The 25846-nt window shown below is 64.6% G+C and carries 25 protein-coding genes and 1 tRNA gene; 10 read left to right on the top strand and 16 right to left on the bottom strand.

Annotated elements, in window-relative coordinates:
- Positions 1-18 precede the first annotated feature (18 nt).
- Entirely contained in the window at positions 19-900 is an 882-nt protein-coding gene (serB, locus tag ACVWYO_RS18130; protein WP_457353159.1) for a phosphoserine phosphatase SerB, read from the bottom strand.
- On the opposite strand from serB, the gene miaA reads away from it, so the two are divergent.
- From miaA to ACVWYO_RS18105, 5 genes are all read left to right on the top strand, one after another.
- Positions 893-1822 carry a tRNA (adenosine(37)-N6)-dimethylallyltransferase MiaA gene (gene miaA, locus ACVWYO_RS18125; protein WP_457353157.1) on the top strand — a complete coding sequence of 310 codons (930 nt, stop codon included), beginning with the start codon at positions 893-895 and terminating at the stop codon, positions 1820-1822. The two genes, serB and miaA, sit on opposite strands and share 8 nt — an antisense overlap.
- Positions 1823-1902: 80 nt before the next feature.
- A complete protein-coding gene (locus ACVWYO_RS18120) occupies positions 1903-3648 on the top strand; it encodes an acetolactate synthase 3 large subunit (RefSeq protein ID WP_457353155.1) in 1746 nt (581 codons plus the stop codon).
- Positions 3648-4163, top strand: coding sequence for an acetolactate synthase small subunit (gene ilvN, locus ACVWYO_RS18115; protein ID WP_457353153.1), 516 nt, complete (start codon positions 3648-3650; stop codon positions 4161-4163). Before ACVWYO_RS18120 ends, ilvN begins: the two co-directional genes overlap by 1 nt.
- 106 nt (positions 4164-4269) lie before the next feature.
- Positions 4270-5289, top strand: coding sequence for a ketol-acid reductoisomerase (gene ilvC / locus ACVWYO_RS18110; RefSeq protein WP_140849396.1), 1020 nt, complete (start codon positions 4270-4272; stop codon positions 5287-5289).
- Positions 5290-5417: 128 nt separating this feature from the next.
- Positions 5418-6047, top strand: coding sequence for a YceI family protein (locus ACVWYO_RS18105; protein ID WP_457353151.1), 630 nt, complete (start codon positions 5418-5420; stop codon positions 6045-6047).
- A gap of 44 nt (positions 6048-6091) precedes the next feature.
- Here the strand turns inward: ACVWYO_RS18105 and ACVWYO_RS18100 are convergent, their stop codons facing one another.
- Entirely contained in the window at positions 6092-6484 is a 393-nt protein-coding gene (locus tag ACVWYO_RS18100) for a BLUF domain-containing protein (RefSeq protein WP_457353149.1), read from the bottom strand.
- 281 nt (positions 6485-6765) lie between these two features.
- Between ACVWYO_RS18100 and leuA the strand changes: the two genes are divergently transcribed.
- The gene (gene leuA / locus ACVWYO_RS18095) at positions 6766-8424 is read left to right on the top strand and encodes a 2-isopropylmalate synthase (protein ID WP_457353147.1); all 1659 of its coding nucleotides are present in this window, start codon (positions 6766-6768) and stop codon (positions 8422-8424) included.
- A gap of 30 nt (positions 8425-8454) precedes the next feature.
- Here the strand turns inward: leuA and ACVWYO_RS18090 are convergent, their stop codons facing one another.
- The 3 genes from ACVWYO_RS18090 to folE are packed head-to-tail and all read right to left on the bottom strand — an operon-like array spanning position 8455 to position 10162.
- The gene (locus ACVWYO_RS18090; RefSeq protein WP_457353145.1) at positions 8455-8811 is read right to left on the bottom strand and encodes a dihydroneopterin aldolase; all 357 of its coding nucleotides are present in this window, start codon (positions 8809-8811) and stop codon (positions 8455-8457) included.
- Positions 8808-9560 (bottom strand): SDR family oxidoreductase, encoded by a 753-nt coding sequence (locus ACVWYO_RS18085; protein ID WP_457353143.1) that lies wholly within the window; start codon positions 9558-9560, stop codon positions 8808-8810. The genes ACVWYO_RS18090 and ACVWYO_RS18085 overlap by 4 nt, the downstream gene beginning before the upstream one ends.
- Positions 9557-10162 carry a GTP cyclohydrolase I FolE gene (gene folE, locus ACVWYO_RS18080; protein WP_457355045.1) on the bottom strand — a complete coding sequence of 202 codons (606 nt, stop codon included), beginning with the start codon at positions 10160-10162 and terminating at the stop codon, positions 9557-9559. The genes ACVWYO_RS18085 and folE overlap by 4 nt, the downstream gene beginning before the upstream one ends.
- A gap of 249 nt (positions 10163-10411) precedes the next feature.
- Here folE and ACVWYO_RS18075 point away from each other — a divergent pair, with 249 nt between their 5' ends.
- The 3 genes from ACVWYO_RS18075 (at position 10412) to ACVWYO_RS18065 (ending at position 13636) form a co-directional block, all read left to right on the top strand.
- Complete coding sequence (locus tag ACVWYO_RS18075) at positions 10412-13003, top strand: TonB-dependent receptor (RefSeq protein WP_457353141.1); 2592 nt, start codon at positions 10412-10414, stop codon at positions 13001-13003.
- 106 nt (positions 13004-13109) lie between these two features.
- Positions 13110-13313 (top strand): DUF2945 domain-containing protein, encoded by a 204-nt coding sequence (locus tag ACVWYO_RS18070; RefSeq protein WP_457353139.1) that lies wholly within the window; start codon positions 13110-13112, stop codon positions 13311-13313.
- Between the two features lie 41 nt (positions 13314-13354).
- The gene (locus tag ACVWYO_RS18065; protein WP_457355043.1) at positions 13355-13636 is read left to right on the top strand and encodes an SWIB/MDM2 domain-containing protein; all 282 of its coding nucleotides are present in this window, start codon (positions 13355-13357) and stop codon (positions 13634-13636) included.
- Between the two features lie 90 nt (positions 13637-13726).
- Here ACVWYO_RS18065 and ACVWYO_RS18060 read toward each other — a convergent pair whose 3' ends face one another.
- The 7 genes from ACVWYO_RS18060 to ACVWYO_RS18030 form a co-directional block, all read right to left on the bottom strand.
- On the bottom strand, positions 13727-13912 hold the full coding sequence (locus tag ACVWYO_RS18060; protein ID WP_010186188.1) for a hypothetical protein: 186 nt from the start codon (positions 13910-13912) through the stop codon (positions 13727-13729).
- A gap of 655 nt (positions 13913-14567) precedes the next feature.
- Positions 14568-15956 (bottom strand): hypothetical protein, encoded by a 1389-nt coding sequence (locus ACVWYO_RS18055; protein ID WP_457353137.1) that lies wholly within the window; start codon positions 15954-15956, stop codon positions 14568-14570.
- 520 nt (positions 15957-16476) lie between these two features.
- Positions 16477-16553: transfer RNA gene (locus ACVWYO_RS18050), tRNA-Arg, on the bottom strand.
- A gap of 117 nt (positions 16554-16670) precedes the next feature.
- A complete protein-coding gene (locus tag ACVWYO_RS18045; RefSeq protein ID WP_457353135.1) occupies positions 16671-17135 on the bottom strand; it encodes a DUF1178 family protein in 465 nt (154 codons plus the stop codon).
- On the bottom strand, positions 17132-17953 hold the full coding sequence (locus ACVWYO_RS18040; protein ID WP_457353133.1) for a carbon-nitrogen hydrolase family protein: 822 nt from the start codon (positions 17951-17953) through the stop codon (positions 17132-17134). Before ACVWYO_RS18040 ends, ACVWYO_RS18045 begins: the two co-directional genes overlap by 4 nt.
- A complete protein-coding gene (gene grxC, locus ACVWYO_RS18035; RefSeq protein ID WP_457353131.1) occupies positions 17950-18207 on the bottom strand; it encodes a glutaredoxin 3 in 258 nt (85 codons plus the stop codon). The genes ACVWYO_RS18040 and grxC overlap by 4 nt, the downstream gene beginning before the upstream one ends.
- Before the next feature lie 35 nt (positions 18208-18242).
- Positions 18243-18977: a ComF family protein gene (locus ACVWYO_RS18030; protein WP_457353129.1), complete on the bottom strand. Its 735-nt coding sequence runs from the start codon at positions 18975-18977 to the stop codon at positions 18243-18245.
- A 44-nt stretch (positions 18978-19021) separates the two neighbouring features.
- On the opposite strand from ACVWYO_RS18030, the gene ACVWYO_RS18025 reads away from it, so the two are divergent.
- On the top strand, positions 19022-19930 hold the full coding sequence (locus tag ACVWYO_RS18025) for a class I SAM-dependent methyltransferase (RefSeq protein ID WP_457353127.1): 909 nt from the start codon (positions 19022-19024) through the stop codon (positions 19928-19930).
- Here the strand turns inward: ACVWYO_RS18025 and ACVWYO_RS18020 are convergent.
- The 4 genes from ACVWYO_RS18020 to argE all read right to left on the bottom strand — a co-directional run bounded on the left by ACVWYO_RS18020 (position 19868) and on the right by argE (position 25818).
- Positions 19868-20257, bottom strand: a complete 390-nt coding sequence (locus ACVWYO_RS18020; protein ID WP_457353125.1) for a response regulator — start codon at positions 20255-20257, stop codon at positions 19868-19870. The two genes, ACVWYO_RS18025 and ACVWYO_RS18020, sit on opposite strands and share 63 nt — an antisense overlap.
- A gap of 60 nt (positions 20258-20317) precedes the next feature.
- The gene (locus ACVWYO_RS18015) at positions 20318-22633 is read right to left on the bottom strand and encodes an ATP-binding protein (RefSeq protein WP_457353123.1); all 2316 of its coding nucleotides are present in this window, start codon (positions 22631-22633) and stop codon (positions 20318-20320) included.
- 207 nt (positions 22634-22840) lie between these two features.
- Positions 22841-24055, bottom strand: coding sequence for an EAL domain-containing protein (locus ACVWYO_RS18010; RefSeq protein ID WP_457353121.1), 1215 nt, complete (start codon positions 24053-24055; stop codon positions 22841-22843).
- Positions 24056-24648: 593 nt separating this feature from the next.
- Positions 24649-25818, bottom strand: a complete 1170-nt coding sequence (gene argE / locus ACVWYO_RS18005) for an acetylornithine deacetylase (RefSeq protein WP_457353119.1) — start codon at positions 25816-25818, stop codon at positions 24649-24651.
- Between the last annotated feature and the right edge of the window lie 28 nt (positions 25819-25846).

Genomic DNA, 25846 nt, shown 5'->3' with positions numbered 1-25846 from the left:
CGACGCGTCCGCTGTGCGTTACCCCGTCACCCAATCCGCGCGCGCAATCCCCTGCGCGTAGAGTAGCGCCGACAGGTCGCCATGGTCGATCCGCGCCGCCGCCGCAGCGGCGACGATCGGCTTGGCGTGATAGGCGACGCCGAGCCCCGCTTCCTGCACCATCGCCAGATCGTTCGCGCCATCGCCCACCGCGAGCGTCTCTTCGGGCAGCAGGCCGAGTTCGGCGCGCGCCGCCAGCAAGGTCTGCAGCTTGGTGTCCGAACCGACGATCGGCTTGGCCACCGTGCCGGTCAGCACGCCGTCGCCCAGTTCGAGCCGGTTGGCGATCGCGCGGTGGAAGCCGATCCGCTCGGCCACCGGCTCGGCAAAGCGCGTGAAGCCGCCCGAGACGAGGATCGCGGTCGCGCCCCGCGCCCGCATCGTCTGCACCAAAACCAAAGCGCCGGGCATGATCGTCACGCGCTCGGCCAAGCAGCGCTCGATCACAGCCTCGTCGAGCCCCTTGAGCAACGACACGCGTGCATCGAGCGCACCCTCGAAATCGAGCTCGCCGCGCATCGCCGCCTCGGTGATCGCCGCGATCTGCGGCTTGATCCCGGCATAATCGGCGAGCTCGTCGATGCATTCGACGGTGATCATCGTCGAATCCATGTCGGCGACGAGCAGCTTCTTTTCGCGCCCCTGCGCCGCCTGCACGACGACATCGACGCCGTCGAACACGCCCTCGAGCGCTTTCCGCGCCGCGTCGGGGGAAACCCCGAACAGGATATCGACGGCCTTCTCGGACTCGATCCACGCCGAGGTCGCCGGTGCGCAGCCCACCGCAGCGATCCGATCGATCGCTGCAGAAAGATCGCCTGCGCTGAGCGTTTCCGATGCTATCAAGGTGGCAATGAACACAGTGTATCTCCCGCAGGTCGCGCTCATCGCAGGGCCGACCGCGAGCGGCAAGTCCGCACTCGGCATCGCGGTCGCCGAACGTCACGACGGAATCGTCATCAATGCCGATTCCGCGCAAGTCTATCGCGACCTGCGCGTGCTCACCGCGCGCCCGACCGAGGCAGACGAAGCGCGCGTTCCGCACCGCCTGTTCGGCCACATCGACGGCGCCGAAAGCTATTCCGCCGCGCGCTGGACCGACGAGGCGCGCGCAGAGATCGGCCGCGCCCATTCCCTCGGCAAGCTGCCCGTGCTCGTCGGTGGCACCGGCCTGTACGTGCGCACACTGCTCGACGGGATCGCGCCGGTGCCCGAGATCGACCCCGCCGTCCGGGCGGAGGTCCGCGCGCTGCCGGTCGCTGAGGCGCATGCGGCCCTCGCCATGCTCGATCCCACCGCCGCCGCGCGCCTTGCCCCCGCCGACACGACGCGCGTGGCGCGCGCGCTCGAAGTGGTCCGCTCGACCGGGAAATCGCTCGCGAGCTGGCAGGCCGAGCGCAGCGGCGGGATCGGCGAGCGGATCACGCTCGCCGCAATCGTCCTGCTGCCCGATCGCGACTGGCTGATGGCGCGCTGCGACAGCCGCGCGGCGGCGATGCTCGCGGGCGGCGCCCGCGAGGAAGTGCGCGCGCTGCTCGCGCGCAGCGAAATCGCGCCCGAGGCCTCGATCCGTCGCGCAATCGGCGTCAGGGAAGTCGCCGCTACGTTGATGGGAGAAACCTCACAAGAACAAGCGATTGCGGCGGTCGCCCTGGCCACGCGGCAGTATGCCAAGCGTCAATATACGTGGTTCCGCAATCAGCCCCCGCCCAGCTGGGCTCGCAGCAACGCGTTAGAAAACAGCCAAAGAAGCGTATATTTCGACACATTATTACGTCGATAGTCGTTGACACGCACATTTCGTTTCTCTAGCAGCGCCGCTCCAACGCTGCTAATCCCTGGCCGCACGATGGGAGACGAGACGTGACCGAGAAAAGCGGAGCAGACATCCTGATCGAGGCGCTGTGCGATCTCGGCGTGGAGGTCGTCTTCGGCTATCCGGGCGGTGCCGTCCTGCCGATCTACGACGCCCTTTTCCGCTCCGGGCGGATCAAGCACATCCTGGTGCGCCATGAGCAGGCTGCGACGCATGCCGCCGAAGGCTATGCCCGCTCGACCGGCAAGCCCGGCGTGGTGCTCGTCACCTCGGGTCCGGGCGCGACCAATGCCGTCACCGGCATTACCGACGCGCTGATGGATTCGATCCCGATGGTCGTGATCACCGGTCAGGTGCCGACCGCGCTGATCGGCACCGACGCGTTTCAGGAGGCCGATACGGTGGGCATCACGCGCCACTGTTCGAAGCACAATTATCTGGTGAAGGACCCGGCCAAGCTCGGCGACACGATCCATGAGGCGTTCTACATCGCCACCTCGGGCCGCCCCGGCCCGGTGGTGATCGACATCCCCAAGGACGTCCAGGTCGCGACCGCGCGCTACACCAAGCCCGGCCCGATCCGCCACAAGACCTATCGCCCGCAGATCAAGGCCGACCAGAGCTCGATCGAGCAAGCCGTCGACATGCTCGCCGCGGCGGAGCGGCCGATCCTCTACACCGGCGGCGGCATCATCAATGCCGGCCCGGCGGCGAGCCAGTTGCTGCGCGAACTCGCGCGGATCAGCGGCGCGCCCGTCACCTCGACGCTGATGGGTCTCGGCGCCTATCCGGCGAGTGGCGATCAGTGGCTCGGCATGCTCGGCATGCACGGCACCTACGAAGCCAATCTGGCGATGAACAAGGCCGATCTGATCGTCTGCCTCGGCGCGCGCTTCGATGACCGGGTGACCGGTCGCCTCGACGCGTTCAGCCCGTTTTCGCGGAAAATCCACATCGATATCGATCGCTCGTCGATCAACAAGAACGTGCGCGTCGATCTGGCGATCGTCGCCGATGTCGGCCACGCGCTCGAGGACATGGTCCGCGTGTTCAAGGCGCGGCGCCATCCCAAGCCCGATCTCGCCGCCTGGTGGCAGAGCATTGGCGAATGGCGCGCCAAGAAAAGCCTCGATTTTCCCGAAGTTGATAGCGACATCATGCCACAGCGTGCGATCCGCGCGCTGTGGGAGGCGACGCACAAGCGCGCGCCGATCATCACCACCGAGGTCGGCCAGCACCAGATGTGGGCGGCACAGCATTTCGGCTTCGACGCGCCCAACAAATGGCTGACCAGCGGCGGTCTCGGCACGATGGGCTATGGCCTGCCCGCCGCGATCGGTGCGCAGCTCGGCAATCCCAAGGCGCTGGTCATCGACATCGCAGGCGAAGCCTCGATCCAGATGAACATCCAGGAGCTGGCGACCGCGTCGCAATACCGGCTGCCGGTCAAGATCTTCATCCTCAACAACGAATATATGGGGATGGTCCGCCAGTGGCAGGAGTTGACCTATTCGAGCCGCTATTCCGAGAGTTACAGCGATTCGCTGCCAGACTTCGTGAAGCTGGGCGAGGCCTATGGCTGGAAGGGCATCCGCATCGAGGGGCTCGGCCAGCTCGATGACGGGATCGCCGCGATGCTCGATTATGACGGCCCGGTGATCGTTGATTGCCGCGTCGCCAAGCTCGCGAACTGCTTCCCGATGATTCCGAGCGGAGCGGCGCATACCGAGATGCTGCTCCAGGCGAGCGAAGTGTCGGGCGAAATGGACGACGAAGCGAAGGCGCTGGTTTAATGCACATCACCCAGGAAAAAGCGTCGCGCCACACTCTGGCGGTGATGGTCGACAACGAGCCCGGCATCCTCGCCCGGATCGCCGGCCTGTTCACCGCGCGCGGCTATAATATCGAGAGCCTGACCGTGTCCGACGTCACCGCCGACAAGGCGGTCAGCCGGATCACGATCGTGACCTCGGCCAGCGACGCGACGATGGAGCAGATCCTCGCGCAGCTCGACCGGCTGATCCCGGTGCATTCGGTGACCGATCTCACCGCGCTCGGGCCACATGTCGAGCGCGAGCTTGCGCTGCTCAAGGTGTCGGGCACGGGTGATCACCGGATCGAGGCGCTGCGCCTCGCCGATGTGTATCGCGCGCGCGTCGTCGACGCGACCACGACGAGCTTCGTGTTCGAAGTGACCGGCGGCCGCGAGAAGATCGACACGTTCATCACGCTGATGCGCGAGGTCGGGCTGATAGAGGTCGCCCGCACCGGCATCGTCGCGATCGCGCGCGGGAACGTCGCGGTCTAGGCCCGCACCAAAATTCAGTCATCCCCGCGCAGGCGGGGATCCAGTATCACAAGCGTGCGCGGGAATGGGTTCTCGCCTGCGCGGGAATGACGAAAGAGGAAATACAATGCGCGTTTATTATGATGCCGATGCCGACCTGAACCTGATCACGTCGAAGAAGATCGCGATCGTCGGCTATGGCAGCCAGGGCCACGCCCACGCCCAGAACCTGCGCGATTCGGGCGTCACCGACATCGCCATCGCACTGCGCGAAGGCTCGCCCTCGGCCCAGAAGGCGTACGGCGCCGGCTTCAAGGTGATGACCAACCAGGAAGCCGCCGCCTGGGCCGACATCACGATGATCCTCGCCCCCGACGAACATCAGGCCGCAATCTACGCCGACGATCTCCACGCCAACCTCAAGCAGGGCGCCACCATCGCCTTCGCGCACGGCCTCAACGTGCATTTCGGCCTGATCGAACCGCGCGCCGATCTCGACGTCATCATGATCGCGCCCAAGGGCCCGGGCCACACCGTGCGCAGCGAATATGTCCGCGGCGGCGGCGTCCCCTGCCTCATCGCGATCCACCAGGACAAGAGCGGCAACGCGCATGACATCGGCCTTGCCTATGCAAGCGGCGTCGGTGGTGGTCGCTCGGGGATCATCGAGACCAACTTCCGCGAGGAATGCGAGACCGACCTGTTCGGCGAACAGGCGGTCCTCTGCGGCGGCGTGACCCACCTGATCCAGGCCGGGTTCGAGACGCTGGTCGAGGCCGGCTACGCGCCCGAAATGGCCTATTTCGAATGCCTGCACGAGACCAAGCTGATCGTCGACCTGCTCTATGAGGGCGGCATCGCCAACATGCGCTATTCGATCTCGAACACCGCCGAATATGGCGACATCACCACAGGTCCACGGATCATCACCGACGAGACCAAGGCCGAGATGAAGCGCGTGCTCGCCGACATCCAGTCGGGCCGCTTCGTCAAGAACTTCGTGCTCGACAACCGCGCCGGCCAGCCCGAGCTCAAGGCCGCGCGCAAGCAGGCCGAGGCGCACCCGATCGAGAAGGTCGGCAAGGAACTGCGCGCGATGATGCCGTGGATCGGCGCGAACAAGCTGGTCGACCAGACCAAGAACTGATCTTGCCTTAAGCCCCTCCCCTTCAGGGGAGGGGCTTTACCTTGCCCCGAAACGGTTCGTTGCCGAAACGGGGTTTGACGCTGCGGAGCGGGCATCGCACTTGGGTACGTCTTAACAGGAGTGTCCCCATGCGTCTTACCCACCTCTACGCCGCCACTGCCGCAGCGCTGCTGATCGCCGCCCCCACGCTCGCGCAGACCACCCCGCCCGAAATGCTGCACGGCGCCGGCACCGCCGCCGAGGTCAAGGGCGGGACCTACAAGGTCGAGCCGAACCACACTCAGGTTACCTTCAGCGTCAGCCATTTCGGCATCTCGCCCTATGCCGGCACCTTTTCGGGCGCGTCGGGCAGCCTCCAGCTCGATCCGGCCAAACCCGCCGCGACCAAGCTCGACGTGACGATCCCGATCGCCAGCGTGCAGACGACCAGTGACGTCCTGACGGGCGAGCTCAAGGGCGCCGACTGGTTCGACGCCGCCAAATTCCCGACCGCGACCTTCCGCTCGACCAAAGTCGCGCAGATCGCCCCCGACGCGGTCCAGGTCGATGGCACGCTCACGCTGCACGGCGTCACCAAGCCCGTCAGCTTCCGCGCGAAGCTGTTCGGCGCGGCGACCAACCCGATGAGCAAGAAGGCCTCGATCGGCTTTCTCGGGCGGATGGTGATCCATCGCGCCGACTTCGGCGTGACGAAGTACGTGCCCGTCGTGTCGGACGAAACCGTGCTCGTCATCAACGCGGCGTTCGAGCTGCAATAACGTGCCCCGCCGATGGCGACCCGCGTCGCCATCGGCGCCCGCCGTCAGGCCGGCACCAGCGCGCGAAAATACTCCGCCGTCTCGGGCGACACGCCGAGCAAGAGGCCGTGGAGGCGCTTGTCGAACGAGTCGACGCTCTCGCGCCGCTCGCGATGCACCATCATCCAGTCACCGAATTCCCGCTCGTCGGTCTGCCGGTCGATCAGGATGCGCAGGTCGCGATGGCGCGGATCGGCCTCAAGGCTTGCGAGCAGATCGGCGACGCTGTCGTCGGGGCCCTCGAGCGCCTGCAGAAATTCCGCATCCTGCGAATAGAGCAGGCCGGTAATCCCATCGAGCCCGTTGCGCACCGCCGCTTGCCGCAGGATCGGCACGCAATCGTCCTGGGCACGCCCGCTCGGATTGGTCGTGACGCTCGTATAGATCAATTGTCGCATGTTCGCGTTTTACCCCGCGTTCGGACATCCGTAATTGATTTGGCTCAAGCGCACCGCCTATGGCGGTTCGGGCTGGACAGGGACGCGACGCGCGCGCTATTCGATATCGGTGATTTGCGTCCCCGCCCTCGCCACGCTTCGACTTACGCGCCCTTAGGCGTGTACACTGCCGCGCGCCGATAGAGGCCAGCGCGGCGCGCCTGAGGACCCACCGCCCCTAGCGAACCGCGCGCCCAGACAACCGCGCCCCCAAACAACCGCGATGCCGAGCGAGACCGACCATGCTGCGTGACCCGTCGACCAAATACCGTCCCTTCCCCACTATCGACCTGCCCGATCGCCGCTGGCCGTCGCAGACGATCATCAAGGCGCCGCGCTGGCTGTCGACCGATCTGCGCGACGGCAACCAGGCGCTCATCGATCCGATGGACGCCGAGAAGAAGACGCGGATGTTCGACCTGATCGTCAAGGTTGGGATCAAGGAAATCGAGGTCGGCTTCCCCGCCGCGGGCGCGACCGAGTTCGATTTTATCTCGGGGCTGGTGCGCGACGGCCGCATCCCCGACGACACGATGATCCAGGTTCTCACCCAGTCTCGTCGTGATCTGATCGAGACGAGCTTCGCATCGCTGCGCGGCGCACCCAAGGCGATCGTCCATCTCTACAACGCGGTCAGCCCCGCGTGGCGCAAGATCGTGTTCGGCATGAGCCGCGCCGAAGTGAAGCAGATCGCGATCGACGGCGCGATGATCCTGCGCGACCAGGCGGCCGCCCAGCCCGACACCGACTGGTTCTTCGAATACAGCCCCGAGACCTTCTCGACCGCAGAGCTCGATTTCTCGCTGGAGGTTTGCGAGGCGGTGATGGACGTGCTGCGTCCGACGGCGGACCACCAGCTGATCCTCAATTTGCCCGCGACCGTCGAATGCGCGACGCCCAACGTCTATGCCGACCAGATCGAATGGTTCAGCCGCAATATCCGGAACCGCGACACGGTGGCGCTAAGCCTGCATCCGCATAACGACCGTGGCACCGGGGTCGCCGCCGCCGAGCTCGGCCTGATGGCGGGCGCCGACCGCGTCGAGGGCTGCCTGCTCGGCAACGGCGAACGCACCGGCAATTGCGATCTGGTGACGGTCGCGCTGAACATGTACACGCAAGGCCTTGATCCGAAGCTCGATTTCTCGGACATCGACGCGGTCGTCAACACCGTCAATTACTGCACGCAGCTCCCTGTTCATCCGCGCACCCCCTATGCCGGCGACCTGGTCTTCACCGCTTTCTCGGGCAGCCACCAGGATGCGATCAAGAAGGGCTTCGCCGCGCAGGACGCCAAGAACGACCCTTTGTGGGAAGTTCCTTATCTGCCAATCGACCCGGCCGACCTCGGCCGCTCGTACGAGGCGGTAATCCGCGTCAACTCGCAAAGCGGCAAGGGCGGCGTCGCCTGGGTGATCGAGCAGGACAAGGGCCTCAAGCTCCCCAAGCGGCTTCAGGCCGATTTCAGCCGTCACGTCCAGCGCCTTGCCGACGAGACCAGCCGCGAGATGAATGCGAGCGACATCTGGGGGCTGTTCGAGGCGACCTATCTCGCGCGTGGCGAGGATCGCTTCCGCCTGCTCGATTATACCGAGAGCGGCAGCGTCGGGGATCGGGTGTTCGTCGGGCACGTCGCCGTCGATGGCGAGGAGCGCTCGATCTCGGGCCGCGGCAACGGCCTGATTTCGGGTGTGATCGCCGCGCTGGGCGATACCACCGGACCGCAGCTTGATGTCGTCGATTATAGCGAACATGCGATCGGGCATGGTGCCGATGCGCAAGCGGCGGCCTATGTCGAATGTCGCACCGCCGATGGGCGCACGGTGTTCGGCGTCGGCATCGACGCCGACATCGCAACCGCGTCGGTGCGCGCGGTGCTGAGCGCGGCGAACCGGGCGTAGATCATCCCCGGGGACGGGGAGGCTTGGTCCTCACCGACCCCGGGTAATTTCGCAACCCACCACAGCGTCCGGATACACGTCCGGCTTCGACGTCCGCACCGTCACGCGTTCAACGCGGGCGTCGGCGAGGCACAGGGCCGCGATCGCCTCGCACAGCGTCTCCTGCAAATGGACGTGCCGCCCCGCCACCAGATCCTGGATCCCACTTCGAACGAAATCGTAATCGAGCACCGCATCGATCCGGTCCTCGCCCGGCGGCGCGGGATAGACCACCTCCATCCGCACCGACACGATCACGCGCTGGGGCGCCGCGAGCTCGGCGGGATGGATGCCGAGCCCCATGACCAGCTCGAGTCCCTCGAGGACCGTCGTGAAGCGCGCGCTCATGCGCGGTCCTCGAACATCACGTCGCGGTCGCGCTTGAGGAAATGCTGGCCGCAATCGACGAACAGGTTTTGTCCGTGCACCCCATCGGCATCGAGCAGGAACCCGACCGCGCGCGCGATGTCGAGCGGGTCCACCGGGCGTTGCAGGAGGTTCTTCGATGCCGCCGCGACGAATTCGGCCTCGCTCTGGTCGGCGCTCGGCAGCGACAGGCCGGGCGAGACCGCGTTGACGCGGACCCGCGGACGCAGCGCCTGGTCGAGCATCGTCGTCGCGCCAGTCAGCGCGATCTTGCCGCAGCTATAGGAAAAGAAGTCGGGATTGAGATTGGCGACCTTCTGGTCGAGGATGTTGACCACCGCCCCCGCGACGAGATCGTCCTGCGCCGCAAGCGCATTCGCCAGCATTACCGGCGCCTCCACATTGACCGCAGCATGCGTGCGTAAAGACGCAGCCGTTATCTCGGGCGGCGTATCATAATCGAACAGCGACGCGCTGTTGACGAGCGCCACCAACGGTCCACCGAAACCCGCCCGCACCGCCGCAACCAAAGCCGCGGGCACCGCTGGATCGGCAAGATCCCCCGACACGACGGTCGCGCCTGGAAGCGAGGTCGCGAGCGCATCGGCATCGTCGCCCGAATGGTGGTGGTGGATCGCGACCCGCCACCCCTGCCCGGCCAACTGGCACGCGATCGTCGCGCCGAGGCGGCGGGCGGCGCCGGTCACCAAAACGGTTCGCGCAGCGCTCATCGGCGCCCCATCAGCGCGAGCACTTCCTTGCGGCTGCGCTCATCGTCTCGGAATACGCCCATCATCCGGCTCGTCACCATCGTCACGCCTTGCGTGCGCACGCCGCGCGCCGTCATGCAGGCATGGCTCGCCTCGATCACCACCGCGACACCAAGCGGCTTGAGGTTGGTCCAGATGCAATCGGCAACCTCGGCGGTGAGCCGTTCCTGGACTTGCAGCCGCCGCGCAAAGGCATGCAGCACGCGTGCCAATTTGGAGATGCCGACGACGTAATCCCCCGGCAGATAGGCGATGTGCGCCTTACCGATGATCGGCGCCATATGATGCTCGCAATGCGACTGGAACGGGATGTCCTTGAGCAGGACGATCTCGTCATAGCCGCCGACTTCCTCGAACACGCGCGACAAATGCTTCGCCGGATCGTCTGTATAGCCCGCACAATATTCCTTCCACGCCCGCGCGACTCGCGCCGGCGTATCGCGCAGCCCCTCGCGCGTCGGATCGTCGCCCGCCCAATGGATCAGCGTGCGGACCGCCTCTGCAACCACGTCGGGCACCACGATCTTGCCGTCGGCCCCGATCTCCGCAACGCCGAATTCCATCTCATTCCGTCCGTCCACGCTGCTTCCTTCACAATCCACCCATGCGGCAACCGTACGGCGGGCCAACTTCGCCGTACTGCAACATGGAATTAGTCCTTACGTGTAATGCTACCGCCTTCGAATGATCCCGCGCTATCCCCCGCTCCAGGTAATTTAGCCCATTGACTATGCCGCATCATTTAACGAACCTGATCTTCGAAAACCGTCATCTGGCATAGACTGGAGGCGGCGGAGCTAGGGGATGCCATCATGAAGAAATTCGAACTGCTCGCTGCATCGGCGTTGGTTTCGCTCTACGCGTGTCCAGCGCTCGCGCAAGATATGCCGCCGACCACCCAGGCACAAGGCGCGCCCGCTCCGACACCCGCCGCGCGACAGGTCGATTCGCGCGGCTCCGATAGCGAAGACATCATCGTCACCGCGACCAAGCGCGAACAGACGCTGCAGGACGTTCCCGTCTCGGTCGCGGTCACCGGCGCCGATACGATCAAGAAGGCCCGCATCCTCGACCTCATCTCGCTCCAGGCGAGCGTACCCTCGCTCAAGGTCTACCAGCTGCAGAGCTCGGGCCAGACCGGCTTTCAGATCCGCGGCTTCGGCAACGGTACCGGCAATATCGGCGTCGAGAGCTCGGTCGGTGTGTTCATCGACGGCGTCTATCGCTCGCGCTCGGCGTCGGCCATCGCGGATCTGCCCGATCTGGAGCGGATCGAAGTGCTGCGCGGTCCGCAGTCGACGCTGTTCGGCAAGAACGTGTCGGCGGGTGCGATCTCGATCGTGACAAAGCGGCCGCAATTCAGCTGGGGCGGCGGCGCCGAAGCGACGACCGGCAATTTCGGCAATATCGAAGCGCGCGCCTCGGTCACCGGGCCGATATCGAAAACGCTGGCGTTCCGGCTCTACGGCAGCGTCAACCAGCGCGACGGCTATTACACCAACCTCGTCAACAAGGTGCAGGTCAACGGTCGCGATCGCTATTCGCTGCGCGGTGACCTGCTGTTCGAGCCGTCGTCGGACTTTTCGGTCCGCATCATCGCCGATCTCAACCATATCAACGAAGTCTGCTGCGGTGCTGTCACGATTTTCAACGGCCCCGTCACGCAGCTGATCGGCGCGCCGCGCGCGTTCGGTGGCGTCGGCGCGGTGATCGGCAACCCGGCAACCGCGTTCAACCGCCAGGTTGTGTACAACACCTCGCCCAACAATCGACTGACCGGCAAGGGCATCTCGGGGCAGATCGATTGGAACGTCGGCTTTGCCAAGCTGACCTCGATCACCGCCTATCGCACGCAGACCAACGATACCACGCTCGACGTCGATTTCACCGGCGCGGACATTTCGAACCAGACGACGTCGGACAATATCAAAACGCTGACGCAGGAATTCCGCCTTGCGTCGGACAATGCGGGGCCCTTCAACTGGCTGCTCGGCGCCTTCTATTCCGACGAGAAGATCCGCAGCGGGCGTAACATCCTCTACGGCGCCGATGCCCGCGCCTTTGCCGATGCGGTGACGATCACGCGCGGCGCCAATGGTTTGCCAGCCGCCGGCGCAGTGCCGCCGATCCTCACGCTCGAATCGCTCCAGCGCGCCGCCGGCAATACCAGCGTGGTGCCGGGCCAGACCTATTTCGCGCAAGGGACCGGAATCTTCGACAATTACACGTTGAACGACCAGTCCTTCTCGGTGTTCGGGCAAGCCGATTTCAAACCGTTCGAGCGCCTCACGTTGACCGTCGGCGGCGCCTATCTGCACGATCGCAAGGCGGCAGTGTCGAACGTCGTGCTGACCGATCGCTTCTCGCAGCTCAATCTCAACAACGTCCCCGAACTCGGCTTCCTCCCGCTCGCGATCATTGCGCCGGGCGCGCCTGCGGCGGCGCGGATCCCGACCAATCTCTTCGCTGGCCTGAACGCGGTGCAGTTCTTCTATGCCGACACACCCAACCATGGGCCGGTCAATTTCCCCAATGCGACCGAGAATGGCATTCTGAAGGGCGACAAGTTCACCTATCTCGCGCGTGCGAAGTTCGACATCAACAGCAATATCAACGTCTATGCCAGCTACTCGACCGGTTGGAAGGCGGGCGCCTACAACCTGTCGTCGGACAGCCGCCCGGCGACCAACGGCGTCGGCCGCACCGCCAATCCGGAGAATGTCGAAGTCTATGAAATCGGCGCAAAGGCCCGGTTCCGCGGCGGCTATCTGAACATCGCTGTGTTCGACGAGAAGATCAAAGGCTTCCAGTCGAACGCCTTTACGGGAACGGGGTTCGCGTTGGTCAACGCCGGCAGTCAGTCGGTGCGCGGTGTCGAAGTCGAGGGATCGTATAAGCCGTTCCGCGCGCTGGTGATCAACGCGTCGGGCACCTATCTCGACCCGAAATACGACTCCTTTACCCGCGCGCCGTGCTTTTCGTTCGATGCGCGCTGCCAGGTTCCGGCCGGATCGCCGGCGGGCACGCTGCCGCCGCAATTCCGCGATCTGAGCGGCACGACGCCGTCGGGGATTTCGAAATGGTCGGCAAACGTGAACGCGATCTATACGCAGACGATCAGTGATCGGATCAGCGCCTATGTCCGCGGCGAGTTCGTCTATTCGAGCAAGACCCCGCTGACCGACACCGTGCCGGCATCGATCGCCAGCGCCGAGGTCAAGACGGTCAACGCCAGCATCGGGCTCAACCTGCCCGACCAGTTCGAGATTCAGGGCTGGATCCGCAATCTGGGCAACGACAATTACTTCATCGGCGCCTTCGCCACGGTGGTGCAGAATGGCAGCTTCAGCGGCTATATCAACGAACCGCGGACCTACGGCGTAACGCTGCGCAAGGCATTCTGACGCTTTGCTGCCGCGACCGGAGGCCCTTGCGGTCCCCGGCCGCGGTAAAGCGATGCAACCGAACCGCTTCGTCATGCGCTCCTTCCCCGAACGACAGGAGCGCAGGATGAAGGACCCTAAGGCCGGTGACCATGTCACCTGGAAATCGCATGGCGGTACGGCGCACGGCGTGGTCGAGAAAAAGCAGACCAAGCCGACCACGATAAAGGGGCATAAGGTCGCCGCTTCGCCCGAAAATCCCGAGTTCATTGTTAGGAGTGACAATGACGGAAAGGCAGCGCACAAGAGCGCAGCGCTAACGAAGGCGTGAAACCGATGTCGGTTTTAACGGCACATCAGGAAGGACTATTTATGGCCAAGACCCCAACCGCGAAGAGCGACGCCCCCAAGACCGGCGGCATCTTCGCGCCCATCACCCCTTCGGCTGATCTTGCTCAAATCGTCGGTGCGGACAAGCTGCCGCGCAGCGAAGTGATCAGCAAGGTCTGGGCGTATATCAAGCAGCATGATCTCCAGAACCCGGAGAACAAGCGCGAGATCGTCGCCGACGAGAAGCTGAAGAAGATTTTCGGCAAGGACAAGGTCACCATGTTCGAAATGAACAAGCACCTTGCCGGCCATATGAAGGCCTGATCCGTTACGGGTATTTCAACACCATGACACCGGCACGCCGCGCGGCGTGTCGGTGTCAGGCGTTGTGACATTCCGAAATTGCAGGTGCGCTCAGCCGGCGAGTTTTGCCGCAGCGTTCACCACCGCCCGCGCTGCGGTTGCCTCATTCGCTTCCGCCATGGCTTCCCACGCATAAGCCGACCGCTCATGCATCTCGCGGCGATTGGCGAGCGTGGTCTTTTGCGCGGCTTCACGCTGCGCAGCGGCATTGGCGCGGTAGGTTTCGCTGGGTGTCATAGGATTTCACGATTCCGCGGGCGGCGATCCGCCCGTCTCATTGGGTTGCGGCAAGCACGGGGAGTATGCCAGGCGTTCTGCTATCGCAGCACTTCCAACCCCCGTCGGACGACAATGGTGCCCCCGAGTGGATTCGAACCACCGGCCTGCGGTTTAGGAAACCGATGGTTCCACGGTTGCGACAAGGCAAATAGCCGCGTTTCCGCCGATTGAACAGCCGATTTATCTCCGATCGGCGCACGAACTCGCGGCTTCAGGATTGGCATAGCCAGGACATCGATAACGCCGCGTACACCGCATAGCTCGGGTTGCAGACTGATAGTTCGCTTGCGTCATCTCACGGCCATTCCCGATGCCTGTGTTGTCGGCGGTGGCCAGCGCGTCGGCCCCAATCCCATCAGGCCATACCCCATTGGAGCGGACAGCGTGACCTTGGGCGCAAGGAGGGAGGCCGCGCACGGACTACCCGAGCAGGTTGGGACGGCCGCGATAGAATACGATCGCCTCGCGGACGGTCGCCGAGCCTTCTTCGGTGGCGAGATCGCCGCAGAGTGGCCGCAAGTGCTTTGCTCGTTGTTCTCCACCCCTACCACCACTGCCTCCACCACGATCCGGACCGCTGCATCCTCGCTGGGTCGCAGCTAGGGGTTGCCGATCAGCAATGGGTAATGATGCCATTCGTGACCACAAGCGTGGCAAGGCTGACGGTCCCCGCCGCGCACGATACGCCCGAAACATCGCCAACCCTTACGGTGCCAGTTCCCTTTGGCGCGAGGTTAAGATCGATGTTCGCATCCGCGCCCTGAGCCGCGATGCTCGGCGCCGCACCTGATGCGCCGGATCGCATGACGATGCCGTTCACATCGCTTGCACTTGGATGGATCTGAAAAAGTGACGTTCCGCGTTGATTTTTGACGATCAGATCGTTCGTGGTCGCCATACCCTTGGATGACACAGATGCATATTCGGTGCTGTCCTTGTTCCGGAACGAAATGCCCGCGTTTTGGATTCCGCTGGCAAGGTTGAGCGTTCCATTGGCGTCCGCGACAATCGTTGCCTCGCCAACAACACCAGCGCTTGTCCGGCTTTTGAGCGCAATCAACTGTGATTGTGAGTTATTGGAGGCGCTGGCGGTGCCTGAATAGACAATGTAGCTTGCGCCGCCGTCGCTTGAAATAAGACAACTGCCCCATTTGGACGGACCACTAGAGCTGCATGTGAAAGAATTCCCCCTCTGGTTCATGGCGACCTTGGAGGTCAGCGTTACAGCTACGCCGTTGACGACTGTGTCGGCGGCATTGACATTGAAATCGAACTCGTTGGTCAGGACTTGTGATGTCAGTCCCGCAGTATCTACTGCCAGCGTGTTGATCGGCCAGACGTTGCACCCCGATACATGGCAATTCGCCTGAAAATATCCGGCCACATCGCCGCCTGGGGTCGTCGGCCTTGGTCGATAGGAGTCGACATAGGCCGCGATGCCATTGATCTGATGGATCGAACTGCGCGTTGATTTGACGCCGACCGTCAGCGCGTCCGTCGCCGCCAATCCGGCCTGCTGCGCTGCATAGAGGGATGCAGGATCAATTCCGCCCATAAGCATCGAATGGTACATGTGGTACGCACCCGCGGTGAGATTTGGCGAGAGTATCGGAAACGCGGCGGTGCCCGTCCAGGTGTTTGCATTCGCCGCACCAGCGAACGGACCGATCGTAACGTCTCCGATCCGGCAGGACATGCCGTTCTTAGTCGTCCAGCAATCGCCATCGACGGGGGCTATTGGCGCAACCCCGTGCGGAAGATTGAGCGAGGCCGCCGCACTCGACGACTTGGGGAAGGTCTGCTTTTTCACCAATGTGTCCGACGTGCGCGAGGGCGTCGCCGGGAGCAGCGGGGCAGATGCCCGGTGCGGCGTGCCATATTGCGCGATTGGCAACACCGCGGTCGTCGTTGACGCCCCAGTCGCGGGGACACCGGAAACCGATACTTGCGCCGCCGCGGCGCATGCCTGCATCGAAAAGACTATTGCGACCAGATGCTTCATGCTCGTGTCCAATCGATTATTCTATAATTCGGGTGATACCAAAATTCTGTGAGCGCACGATCGACGCTAAACCAGCGGCCGGAGGCATACCCGAATACCACACAGGGTGTGAACGGCGGAACGTCGATCCTCCAAGCACAAACCGACATCGACAGTATCGAACTGATCGGGCTTCAGGACTGGCACGCCAGACTTTGCCCACGCTGTGAACCACATGCGAATCTGCAGGCTACGAACCGAGGCAGCCAGGTCGTCGAAGCTCAGAGTTGTCGAGCCATTGGTGTCGTCCACGCTCTGATACGGATGCACTCTGGGTTCTCCGTAGTGAGCGTCCGCCCGAGGTGTTGGGCGAAACGACGCAGGTCTAGCCATCCGCGACACATTTGGCCGGCCACGTAAACGGGGCAAACCACGCTCTGACATCGGAACAGCTTGGCGATCGACAGATGCGACTTTGCCGATGCACTCTCACCGCGGGGTGCACATCCGCCGACTGGTCCTGGATTTACGCGGGTTTGGTTGGTGCCCCCGAGTGGATTCGAACCACCGGCCTGCGGTTTAGGAAACCGTCGCTCTATCCACCTGAGCTACGGGGGCTCCGTGCATGTGGGTAGATTTGCGGCGCCCTCAGGTCAATCTCGATCATCCCAGGGTCGCTGCGTCCAATTGGCGAAACCAGCGACCCTTGTGCCATGCGGGCCAGCCATCAGCCGATCAATTGACCGATCGGGGCGGCACCACGGGCAGTGGCAACGCGGCGATCGCGACGCCGTCTTCAAGCAGCGCCTGTGCCTCGGCAAGCGTCGTCTCGCCGTGAATCGGTGCCGCGGCGGTTTCGCCGACATGCATCGCGCGCGCCTGATCGGCAAAGGCGCGGCCGACCCACTGCGAGGATTTGAGCATCTCCGCCTGAGCCGTGGCGAGCGCGGTGAGCGCCGCCTTGATCGCCCCCGGCGTCGGGGCGGGCGTCTGGATATCCGGCCGGCTCGCTACCACCTCGCTGCGGCTATTGCTTTTCGCGCCGACATTGGGCGCCATCACGGCCTTGCCGACCGCGCGATCGCCGCAGATCGCACAGCTGAGCAATCCACGCTCGCGCTGATCCTCGAATGCGCTGCTCGATCCGAACCATGCTTCGAAGACGTGGGCCTGCGAACAGCGCAGATCGAACACGATCACGCCGACGCGACCTCCGGGATTGGGCGTCGGTGTGCCAGCACCGGAATTCGCGCCCGCACATCGGCGACCCGCGCAAGGTCGATCTCGGCGTAACCGATGCCCGCCGCCTCGCCCATGTCGAGCATCACCTCGCCCCAGGGATCGATCACGAGCGAATGGCCGTATGTCGCACGTCCGTCGGCATGGAGCCCGGTCTGCGCCGCCGCAACGACATAGGCCCCGGCTTCGATCGCACGCGCACGCAGCAGGACGTGCCAATGGGCAAGGCCAGTAGGGCGGGTGAAGGCGGCGGGAACCGCCAGGACCGTCGCGCCGGCATTGCTCAGTGCCCGATAAAGATCGGCAAAGCGCAGATCATAGCAGATCGACAGGCCGAGCGCGCCCGCGGGAGTATCGACCACCACGGCCCCCTCGCCCGGTGCGTAGCTCGCCGATTCGCGCCAGCTCTCGCCACTTGGCAGGTCGACGTCGAACAGATGGAGTTTGTCGTAGCGCGCGCGGATCGCGCCGGTATCGTCGATCACGAACCCCCGATTGGCGAGCCGCCCATCTTCGCCATGCACCGCGAGCGACCCGAGGTGCACCCAAAGCCGATGCTCTGCCGCAGCCGCGCGGACCGCTGCCAGCACCGCGTCTTCATCCTCGCCGCACAGCACCTTGGCGGCACGGCCGCGATCACGGTCGACCAGACCCGACATTTCGGGCGTGAACAGCATCGCGGCCCCGGCCGCAGCCGCTTCCGCAATGGCCGCGACGATCGTCCTGGCATTGGCGGCGGGGTCGATCCCGCTCGTCAGCTGCGCCAGCGCGATCTTCATGCGGCCAACAGCGCGTCCAGCTTGCCCGCGCGCTCGAGCGCGGCAAGATCGTCGGACCCGCCGACATGCTTTCCGCCGATGAAGATCTGCGGAACGGTCGTGCCGCCATTGGCGCGCTCGAGCATCTCGGCGCGCTTCGGCCCGCCCATCGTGATGTCGAACTCTTCGGGTGTGGCGCCCTTCGACGCGAGCAACTTCATCGCACGCGCACAATACGGACAAAAGGCTTTGGTGTAGATTTCGATTTTTGGCATCGATCAAAGATGTGGACGCAGACCGCGCTTGTCAATCAGCCAGCGTCGAGCGCATCGTCGAGCACACGCGCCCAGCACAGGATCGAGACGCTGGCCGCACCGGCGCGCAGCAGCACGCGGACACAGGCGTCGGTCGTGGCGCCGCTGGTGTAGATGTCATCGACCAGCACCACCGCCTTGCCCTGCAACCGGGCCCGCGGATCGACGACGCGAAAGACACCCGCAACCGCGCGCGCGCGGGCCTTGGCGCCCATCCCGCGCAGCGGCGGCGTCGCCCGGATGCGCCGCAAGAGCAGCGGGTCGTTCGGCACGCCGCGTGCGCGCGTGACGGCCTGAGCGATCAACGCGGCCTGATTAAAGCCGCGCGACCACAAACGCCAGCGGTGCAGTGGCACCGGGACCAGCAACTCGGCGTCGAGCGGCAGGAGCCGCGCCATCTGCCGTCCGACGGTCTGGGCCAGCGCGGTGCGGCCGCCATATTTGAGCCGCAGCGCGACCCCGCGCGCAACGTCGCCATAGGCGACCGCGGCATGGATCCCGGCATGGTCGGGCGGGTCGGCAAGGCATTGCGCGCACCGCGCGTCCGGCCCGCGGTCATGCGCGAACGGCACGGTGCAACCGGCACACCAGGGCGGCGCAAGGAAGCGCAATTTGCCCCAGCAATCGGCGCAGAAGAGATGGTCCGCACCGGTCACGCCGCCGCATCCGGGGCAGCGCGGCGGCAGCGCGAAATCGGCGACGAAGCGCAAGGGAACGAGCCAGGGCGACACGCCGGCCCTTGTCGCCTGCCCTCGCCGACGGCACAAGCGCGACGATGAGCGTTCCCGACATCTTCGACCGCGAAGCGCGCCGCCGGCGTCGTGACCGCGCCGCCCCCGGCTTTGCCGAATTCGACTTCCTGCGTGCCGCGATGCTCGACGGGATCGCCGAGCGGCTGGCGAGCGTTACCCACCGCTTCAGCGACATGCTCGACCTCGGCTGCTTCGACGGAGCGCTCCCGGCTCCAGCTGGCGCGACGGTCGTACGCTGTGACGCCGGCGCGGCGTTCGCGGCGCAGGTCGGTGGTGTGCAGGCGGATGAGGATCGCCTGCCCTTTGCAGCGGACGCATTTGATCTGGTCGTCTCGGCCGGCGTGCTCGACAGCGTCAACGATCTTCCGGGCGCGCTGACGCTGGCGCGGCGAGCCCTGCGGCCCGACGGACTGTTCCTTGCGGCGTTTTGCGGCATGGGGACGCTGTCGACGCTGCGCGCGGTGCTGCGCGAGGGGGAAGGCGACCGTCCTGCGGCACGGATCCATCCGCAGATCGACGTGCGTTCGGCGGGCGACCTGCTGATGCGCGCCGGATTTGCGCTCCCCGTCGCCGATATCGAGCCGCTCAGCGTGCGCTATCGCGGGATTGGCGGGTTGTTGCGCGATCTGCGCGGCATGGGCGGAACCAACATCCTGCGCGACCGTACCCCGTTGCGGCGCGACACGCTCGCGCGCGCGGCGGATCTGTTCGCGGCGCGCGCCGATCCCGACGGCAAGACCGCAGAGCAGTTCGACATCGTCTATCTCACCGGATGGTCCCCTGCCCCGTCGCAACCCAAACCGGCGCGGCGCGGCAGCGCGACCGCATCGATGGAGGGTGTGCTCGGACGGCCGGCCGGCGGCGCGCGCTCAGCCGATCATCCCGTCGCCAAGCCCCTTGGCGAGCATCCGTCCGATCGCGTCGAAGAGTGAGTCCATCGCGACGGGCTTGAACAGCACTTCGTCGGCACCCTCGGCGAGGCACCGTTCGCGCAGATCGACCGCGGTATCGGCGGTGAGCACGATCACCGGCAAAGTAGCCTTGGCATCGCCGCGCGCGCGGATGCGCCGCAGCGTCTCGAAGCCGTCCATTCCCGGCATGCGCAAATCGAGCAGCACGATCACGAAATCCTGCAACTCGATCAGTGCGAGCCCGGCCTCACCACTCTCTGCTCCGGTCATGCTCGCGCCGGCGACGTCGAGCATATCCTTCACGACGCGGCGATTCATCGGATCGTCTTCGATGAACAGAATATTCATCACACGATCGCCAGACGTTTGAAGGAGAAGGTCACATACGACATTACGGGAATCTCTATTTCATGCCGCTTGCGTGACACGGGTTAATAGGCTGCGATTATCATCGGGCGCGCTGTCGAACAACACCGCGGCGAGTGCAACGCCCGCAATCGGTTTGGCGACGAGCTGATCGATCCCCGCGACGGAAAACCGGGCGCGATCGGCGTCATCAGGCGCCGACCAGAGCAAAGTCGATCGAATGGGATATGCGCCGAGCGCGGCGAGTGCCGCATCGAGATCGGGCTCGGCCTTGATCGTACTATCGTCGATCAGCACGCGCGCAATACCGCCATCCTCAATCCGCGCCACCGCTTCTTCGAGCGACGATGCGAACACGATCTCGCCCGCACGCGCTGCGAGGACGGCACGCAACATGCTGCGGGAAATAGGGTTGCGGTCGAGGATGAGCAGCGCGGTGGCTGGCGCCGCGACATCCTTCGCGATCGCTTCCGGAGCAGCTGCGAGCCGCAGCGGCAGTTCGAGGGTGAAGGTCGATCCGCGGCCGACCGTGCTCGTCACGACGACTGCACCGTCCATCGCTTCCGCCAGGTTCTGGCAGATGGCAAGCCCGAGACCAGTGCCGCCGAACTGCCGGGTCGTCCCGGCATCGACCTGGCGGAACGATTCGAAGATGATGCCGAGCTTGTCGGCGGGGATCCCGATCCCGCTGTCGCTGATCGCGATGGCAAGCGCCGACCCGCGCGCCGATGCCGCCAGCCGGATCTCCCCGGCCGCAGTGAATTTGAGGGCGTTCGACAGAAGGTTGAAGGCAATCTGCCGCACCCGTGCTGCGTCACCAACGACATGATCGGGGCATTCATCGAGATCGAGCACGAAGGTCAGCCCCTTGGCGCGCGCTTGCTCTTCCCACAGGCGCGACACTTCACGCAGCGTGGCCTTGAGGTCGTACGGCACGTCTTCGAGCGTGAGATTGCCGGTCTCCATCTTCGCGACGTCGAGAATATCGTCGACCAGCGCGCGCATCGTGACGCCCGCACCGTGGACCACCCCGATCCGGTCGCGCAGGGTGTCGGTCAGCGTGCGGTCGGCGAGCATGACCTGCGTCATGCCGAGGATACCGTTGAGCGGAGTGCGGATCTCGTGACTGGTGGTCGCAAGGAACTCGGTCTTGGCGGCGAGCGCCTTGGCGAGCGCGGCGTTGGTCTTGCCGAGATCGACGTTGGCGGCGCGGACTTCGTTGCGGCTGCGGCGGATCGTCACCAAGCCGAAGGCGAGCAGTCCCATGATGATCAGCGTGGCAATCGCGGCGCCACCAAAAATCGTCTGCTGCGTCCGCGCGCGCAGTTTGGCATCCTCGATGTTGCGCTGCAGTTCCGCGCGCTTGAGCTTTTCGATGTTGAGCTCCTGCGTCGCGAAATCGAAACGCGCCGCGGCGAGCGCGGTGTTGGCCGAGGCTGCGAGCTCCGAGGTCTTGTCGTCGAGTGCTTTGAGCGCTTCGAGATGGACGAGCGCCTGGGCTTGATTGCCGGCCTGCTTGAAGATGTCATACGCGGTCTGATGCGCCTCGCGCACGTCGAGCGTCGGCGCATCGGGATCGACATTGGCAAAGGCGCGCGTGATGAGCCGTTCGGCGAGCGGCAGATGATCGCGCAGCCGGGCGGACCAGGCCGAGAGGACGAGGAAGTGGTTCCGCACGGACGCCGCTTCGTCACCGTTCGAAACCGCCATTCCCTGCGCTACCGATCGGTCGGCCTCGATCGGCTGTCCCGCGAGCAATTGGCCGCGCGCGATGTTGCGGAGCGTCTGCGCTTGCATTGACGGGCTTGCCAATTGTCGCGCAATGGCGAGTGCCTTACGAAACTCGATCTGCGCCTCAGGAATACGCTGCAGCTCCTGCAAGGAAATGCCACGATTGTTGTAGACCGAGACGGAGATCTGCGGATCTCCCTGATAGACATCGAGCGATTTCGCGAAATATTTGAGGGCCTGCTCCTGATTGCCGGCCTCTTGATAGAGAACGCCGATAAGGACGATGGCGATTGCTTCGCTTCGTAACTCTCCCGTCGCACGAAACACCTCATGCGCGCGTTGATATGCTGCCAGGGCACCCGCGACATCGGCCTTAGCTGTCTTCAAGCCGCCGAGTGAGAGCAAGAGATCGCCGTAAAGCTTGGTCGGCGGACCACCCGTTGCCACGAGACTGATCGCGTGGGTGATGAGCGGCTCTGCCTTGTCCAGATCGTTCAGGCGGACATAGGCCTCGCCCTGAAGCCATTGCGCTGTTGCCACCGCAATGATCTTGTCGCGCCCGACCATCGACGCGCTCGTCCGTTCGGCGGTCTTTGCCTGAAGGATCGCCTTGGGAGGATCCGTCATCATTTTAGCTTTGGCGTCGGCGATCAACGCCTCATAGTTCTCCGCCGACGGCGGTTGGCTTTGCCCCGACGCGGCATCGGCCGACGCGAGCGGTGCCGTAAATGCGATCGCTATACAGGTGATTGTCCGAAGGAGCGCTCGCCACATGACCCCCTCTTGCAGCCAAACCTATTAAAGCGACGCTAACCGCAGGATCTGGGAATGCCCTCAGGCACTTTTCCAGAATGCCGCCGGCCGCTGGAACATCGACTTGCGCGGATCCTCTGCCGGACGCGCGCGATAGTCGTGCAGGAAACGCCGGAACGCATCGATCGAGATCGGACGGCTGATCAGATATCCCTGGATCATGTCGCAGCCCATTACAGAGAGCAGCGCCATCGCCGCCTGCGTCTCAACCCCCTCGGCCGTGACCTCCATGTCGAGGGCATGCGCAAGATCGATCGTCGATCGAACGATCAACGGATCACGATTGCTGCTGGTCAATTGCAGGACGAACATCTTGTCGATCTTGAGTTCGCGCGCGGGCAACTGCTTGAGATAGGCGAGCGACGACAGCCCCGCGCCGTAATCGTCGATAGCGATCACGATTCCCTGATCGGCCAGCACCTGCAGATTGGCGATCGCGGAATCGGGGTCGCGAATGACCGCGGTCTCGGTGATCTCGAACCCGATCTTGACGTCACCGGCGCGGACCGCTGCGCAGGCCGCCTCGACGAAATTCCGGTCGCCCAGCAATTGCCCGGAGATGTTGATGAAGATCGTAAGTTCGTGGCCGTCCGCAGCCAGCGTCCGCTGATCGCGGATCACCTCGTCGATCGTCCACAAGGTCAGCGCCGAGATTTGGCGCGCCTCTTCGGCAACGGTGATGAAATCGCCTGGCAGGATCAACCCGCGGGTCGGATGTTGCCAACGGACCAGCGCCTCGGCGCTGTTGATTTCCTGCTTTCGAACATGGACTTTCGGCTGGTATTGCAGGAACATCTCGCCACCGGCGATTGCGCGCGGCAATTCGCGCGTGAGCGTCAGCCGATCGAATGCGGCCGTGCCGGCCGACAGATCCCGCAAGACGGTATCCTGCTCGGCATGGGTATCATCGAGCGCACCCTCGGCTTCCTCGACCAGGCGGACATCTTCGGTCGTCCCGTGTGGCGCGCCCGCCGCCCCGACCAGGATTTCGAATGCGTGCAATTCGGTGTCGATGTCGAACGGTCGCGCGGTCGCCTCGCGCACACGGGCAACCGCGGCCTCAAGCGCTGCAAAGCCGTCGCCGATGAACGCGACCTCGATCGTTGCCCGACCAATCGCTAAAGTCGATGCATCGGGTAAGGTGACGGCAATCCGCGCTTCGAGTTCGCGCGCCAGGTCTTCGGCGCGCGTCGGACCGAGATGCCGACGCAAGGCGGCGAAGTTCCCGATCTGCACCAGACACACGAACTGCCACACATTCCCGCCAAGGTCCGCGTTCCCCCGCTGCGAACTGCGTTGCGTACTGGCGCGACGCGACCGCGCCGGGGGCGGCAGGCTCGCGGCGCCATCGGCCGCAGCTCTTGCCGACATACCTCGCGCCGGGCGGCGGAGAGGGAACTGTGGTTGCAGGATACGCGCCATAGCACTGCGCTAACCGCCAGCATTGAAAGAACAGTTAAGGCGCGCGTCGCCATCGCCCCGCCCCCAAAAGCGCGATTGCTTCATGCTTAACAGTCTATTAAGGATGTTTGGCACCCAACTGGGTGTAACATGGGAGAAAAGTAATGTTGCGTTTTGTCCTCGCATTGATCTACGGCGAATCGATGCGCCCTTTCTAATCCTCGATCCGGCCCGGCACGAACGAAAATAGCTCCGGTTTGGAGGCTGTTATCGGGAGTGTCGGGTCAAACTGTGGCGCACACCCGCCCCGGCGCGCGCGATTGAGCAGACGAGGCGGTCGCCCGCGCTCTACCTCGCTTGACTTCGACGCCCCAAATATTTCGCGCTGTTCCGCGCACTTTCGTACTGGCGAAATTTTTCGCAGCGCCTTAGCGCATCGCCTCGATCAGCCGCCGCATGAACGCCGCGCCACGCTCGAACTGAGCGATTTCCAGATACTCATCGGCCTGATGCGCCTGCTCGATCGAGCCCGGCCCGCAGATGATCGTCGAAAACCCCGCCCCCTGAAACTGCCCAGCCTCTGCCGCATACGGCACGACGCGCGCCGGTCCGTTGTCGCCCGCCAGGCGCCGCGCCAACGTCTCAGCGGCGCCCCCCGGCTCGGGCGCGAACGACGGCGTCGCCGAACGCCGCGCAATCGCAACGCCGGCATCCGCAAAGCGCGTCTTGAGCGCACGATCCTCAGCCGCACAGACCGCGAGGAACGGCGCCATGATCGCATCGGGGTCCTGCCCCGGCGGGGTTCGCAAATCGAAGCTGAAACCACATTCGCGCGCCAGAATGTTCACCGCGGTGCCGCCATGCATCAGGCCGACAGTCAGCGTCGCGTGCGGCGGGTGATACAGCGACGCGGGATCGGGATGTTGCTCGAACGACTCGGCGAGTGCGCGCAACTGGGCCATCAGCCCGATCGCCACCATATTGGCCGAGACGCCCAGATGCGTGAGGCTCGAATGCGCCTCATGTCCCGTCACGGTGACCCGCCACGTCGAAATGCCCTTATGCCCGCTCACCACTTCCATCTCGGTCGGCTCGCCGACGATGACCGCGATCGGCGCGGGGAGTTCGGACACCAAGGCGCGAATCATCGACGGCGCGCCGAGGCAGCCCACTTCCTCGTCATAGGAAAACGCAAGATGCAGCGGCCGCGCGGTCTCGCCGCGCGCAAAAGCCGGGACCGCCGCCAAGGCCAGTGCGAGAAAGCCCTTCATGTCGCACGTGCCGCGACCATAGAGCCGCGCGCGCCGCCGCGTCAGCGCGAACGGATCGCTCGCCCATGCCTGGCCATCGACCGGCACGACATCGGTATGGCCCGACAAAACCACCCCACCCGGCGCGGCCGGCCCGATCGTCGCATACAGATTGGCCTTCGACCCGTCGGCGTTGGCGACTCGCCGCGACGCCACCCCGAAGCTGCCGAGAAACGCCTCGACATATTCGATCAGCCTAAGATTCGAATCGCGCGATGTCGTGTCGAAGCCGATCAGCGCTTCAAGATGCGTCAGCGCGGCGGTGGGCAGATCAGCGGCAAGGTCCATCGCCCGACCCTAGACGCACACCCCGCCG

Source organism: Sphingomonas sp. UYP23 (assembly GCF_054059235.1).
This window is presented reverse-complemented; position numbering and strand designations above follow the sequence as displayed.

Bases quoted from the DNA above. Each gene is read 5' to 3' on its own strand.
- miaA (WP_457353157.1), top strand. From the start codon at position 893: ATGAACACAGTGTATCTCCCGCAGGTCGCGCTCATCGCAGGGCCGACC.
- ilvN (WP_457353153.1), top strand. From the start codon at position 3,648: ATGCACATCACCCAGGAAAAAGCGTCGCGCCACACTCTGGCGGTGATG.
- ilvC (WP_140849396.1), top strand. From the start codon at position 4,270: ATGCGCGTTTATTATGATGCCGATGCCGACCTGAACCTGATCACGTCG.
- ACVWYO_RS18105 (WP_457353151.1), top strand. From the start codon at position 5,418: ATGCGTCTTACCCACCTCTACGCCGCCACTGCCGCAGCGCTGCTGATC.
- ACVWYO_RS18100 (WP_457353149.1), bottom strand. From the start codon at position 6,484: ATGCGACAATTGATCTATACGAGCGTCACGACCAATCCGAGCGGGCGT.
- leuA (WP_457353147.1), top strand. From the start codon at position 6,766: ATGCTGCGTGACCCGTCGACCAAATACCGTCCCTTCCCCACTATCGAC.
- ACVWYO_RS18090 (WP_457353145.1), bottom strand. From the start codon at position 8,811: ATGAGCGCGCGCTTCACGACGGTCCTCGAGGGACTCGAGCTGGTCATG.
- ACVWYO_RS18085 (WP_457353143.1), bottom strand. From the start codon at position 9,560: ATGAGCGCTGCGCGAACCGTTTTGGTGACCGGCGCCGCCCGCCGCCTC.
- folE (WP_457355045.1), bottom strand. From the start codon at position 10,162: ATGGAATTCGGCGTTGCGGAGATCGGGGCCGACGGCAAGATCGTGGTG.
- ACVWYO_RS18075 (WP_457353141.1), top strand. From the start codon at position 10,412: ATGAAGAAATTCGAACTGCTCGCTGCATCGGCGTTGGTTTCGCTCTAC.
- ACVWYO_RS18070 (WP_457353139.1), top strand. From the start codon at position 13,110: ATGAAGGACCCTAAGGCCGGTGACCATGTCACCTGGAAATCGCATGGC.
- ACVWYO_RS18065 (WP_457355043.1), top strand. From the start codon at position 13,355: ATGGCCAAGACCCCAACCGCGAAGAGCGACGCCCCCAAGACCGGCGGC.
- ACVWYO_RS18060 (WP_010186188.1), bottom strand. From the start codon at position 13,912: ATGACACCCAGCGAAACCTACCGCGCCAATGCCGCTGCGCAGCGTGAA.
- ACVWYO_RS18055 (WP_457353137.1), bottom strand. From the start codon at position 15,956: ATGAAGCATCTGGTCGCAATAGTCTTTTCGATGCAGGCATGCGCCGCG.
- ACVWYO_RS18040 (WP_457353133.1), bottom strand. From the start codon at position 17,953: ATGAAGATCGCGCTGGCGCAGCTGACGAGCGGGATCGACCCCGCCGCC.
- grxC (WP_457353131.1), bottom strand. From the start codon at position 18,207: ATGCCAAAAATCGAAATCTACACCAAAGCCTTTTGTCCGTATTGTGCG.
- ACVWYO_RS18025 (WP_457353127.1), top strand. From the start codon at position 19,022: ATGAGCGTTCCCGACATCTTCGACCGCGAAGCGCGCCGCCGGCGTCGT.
- ACVWYO_RS18020 (WP_457353125.1), bottom strand. From the start codon at position 20,257: ATGAATATTCTGTTCATCGAAGACGATCCGATGAATCGCCGCGTCGTG.
- ACVWYO_RS18015 (WP_457353123.1), bottom strand. From the start codon at position 22,633: ATGACGGATCCTCCCAAGGCGATCCTTCAGGCAAAGACCGCCGAACGG.
- argE (WP_457353119.1), bottom strand. From the start codon at position 25,818: ATGGACCTTGCCGCTGATCTGCCCACCGCCGCGCTGACGCATCTTGAA.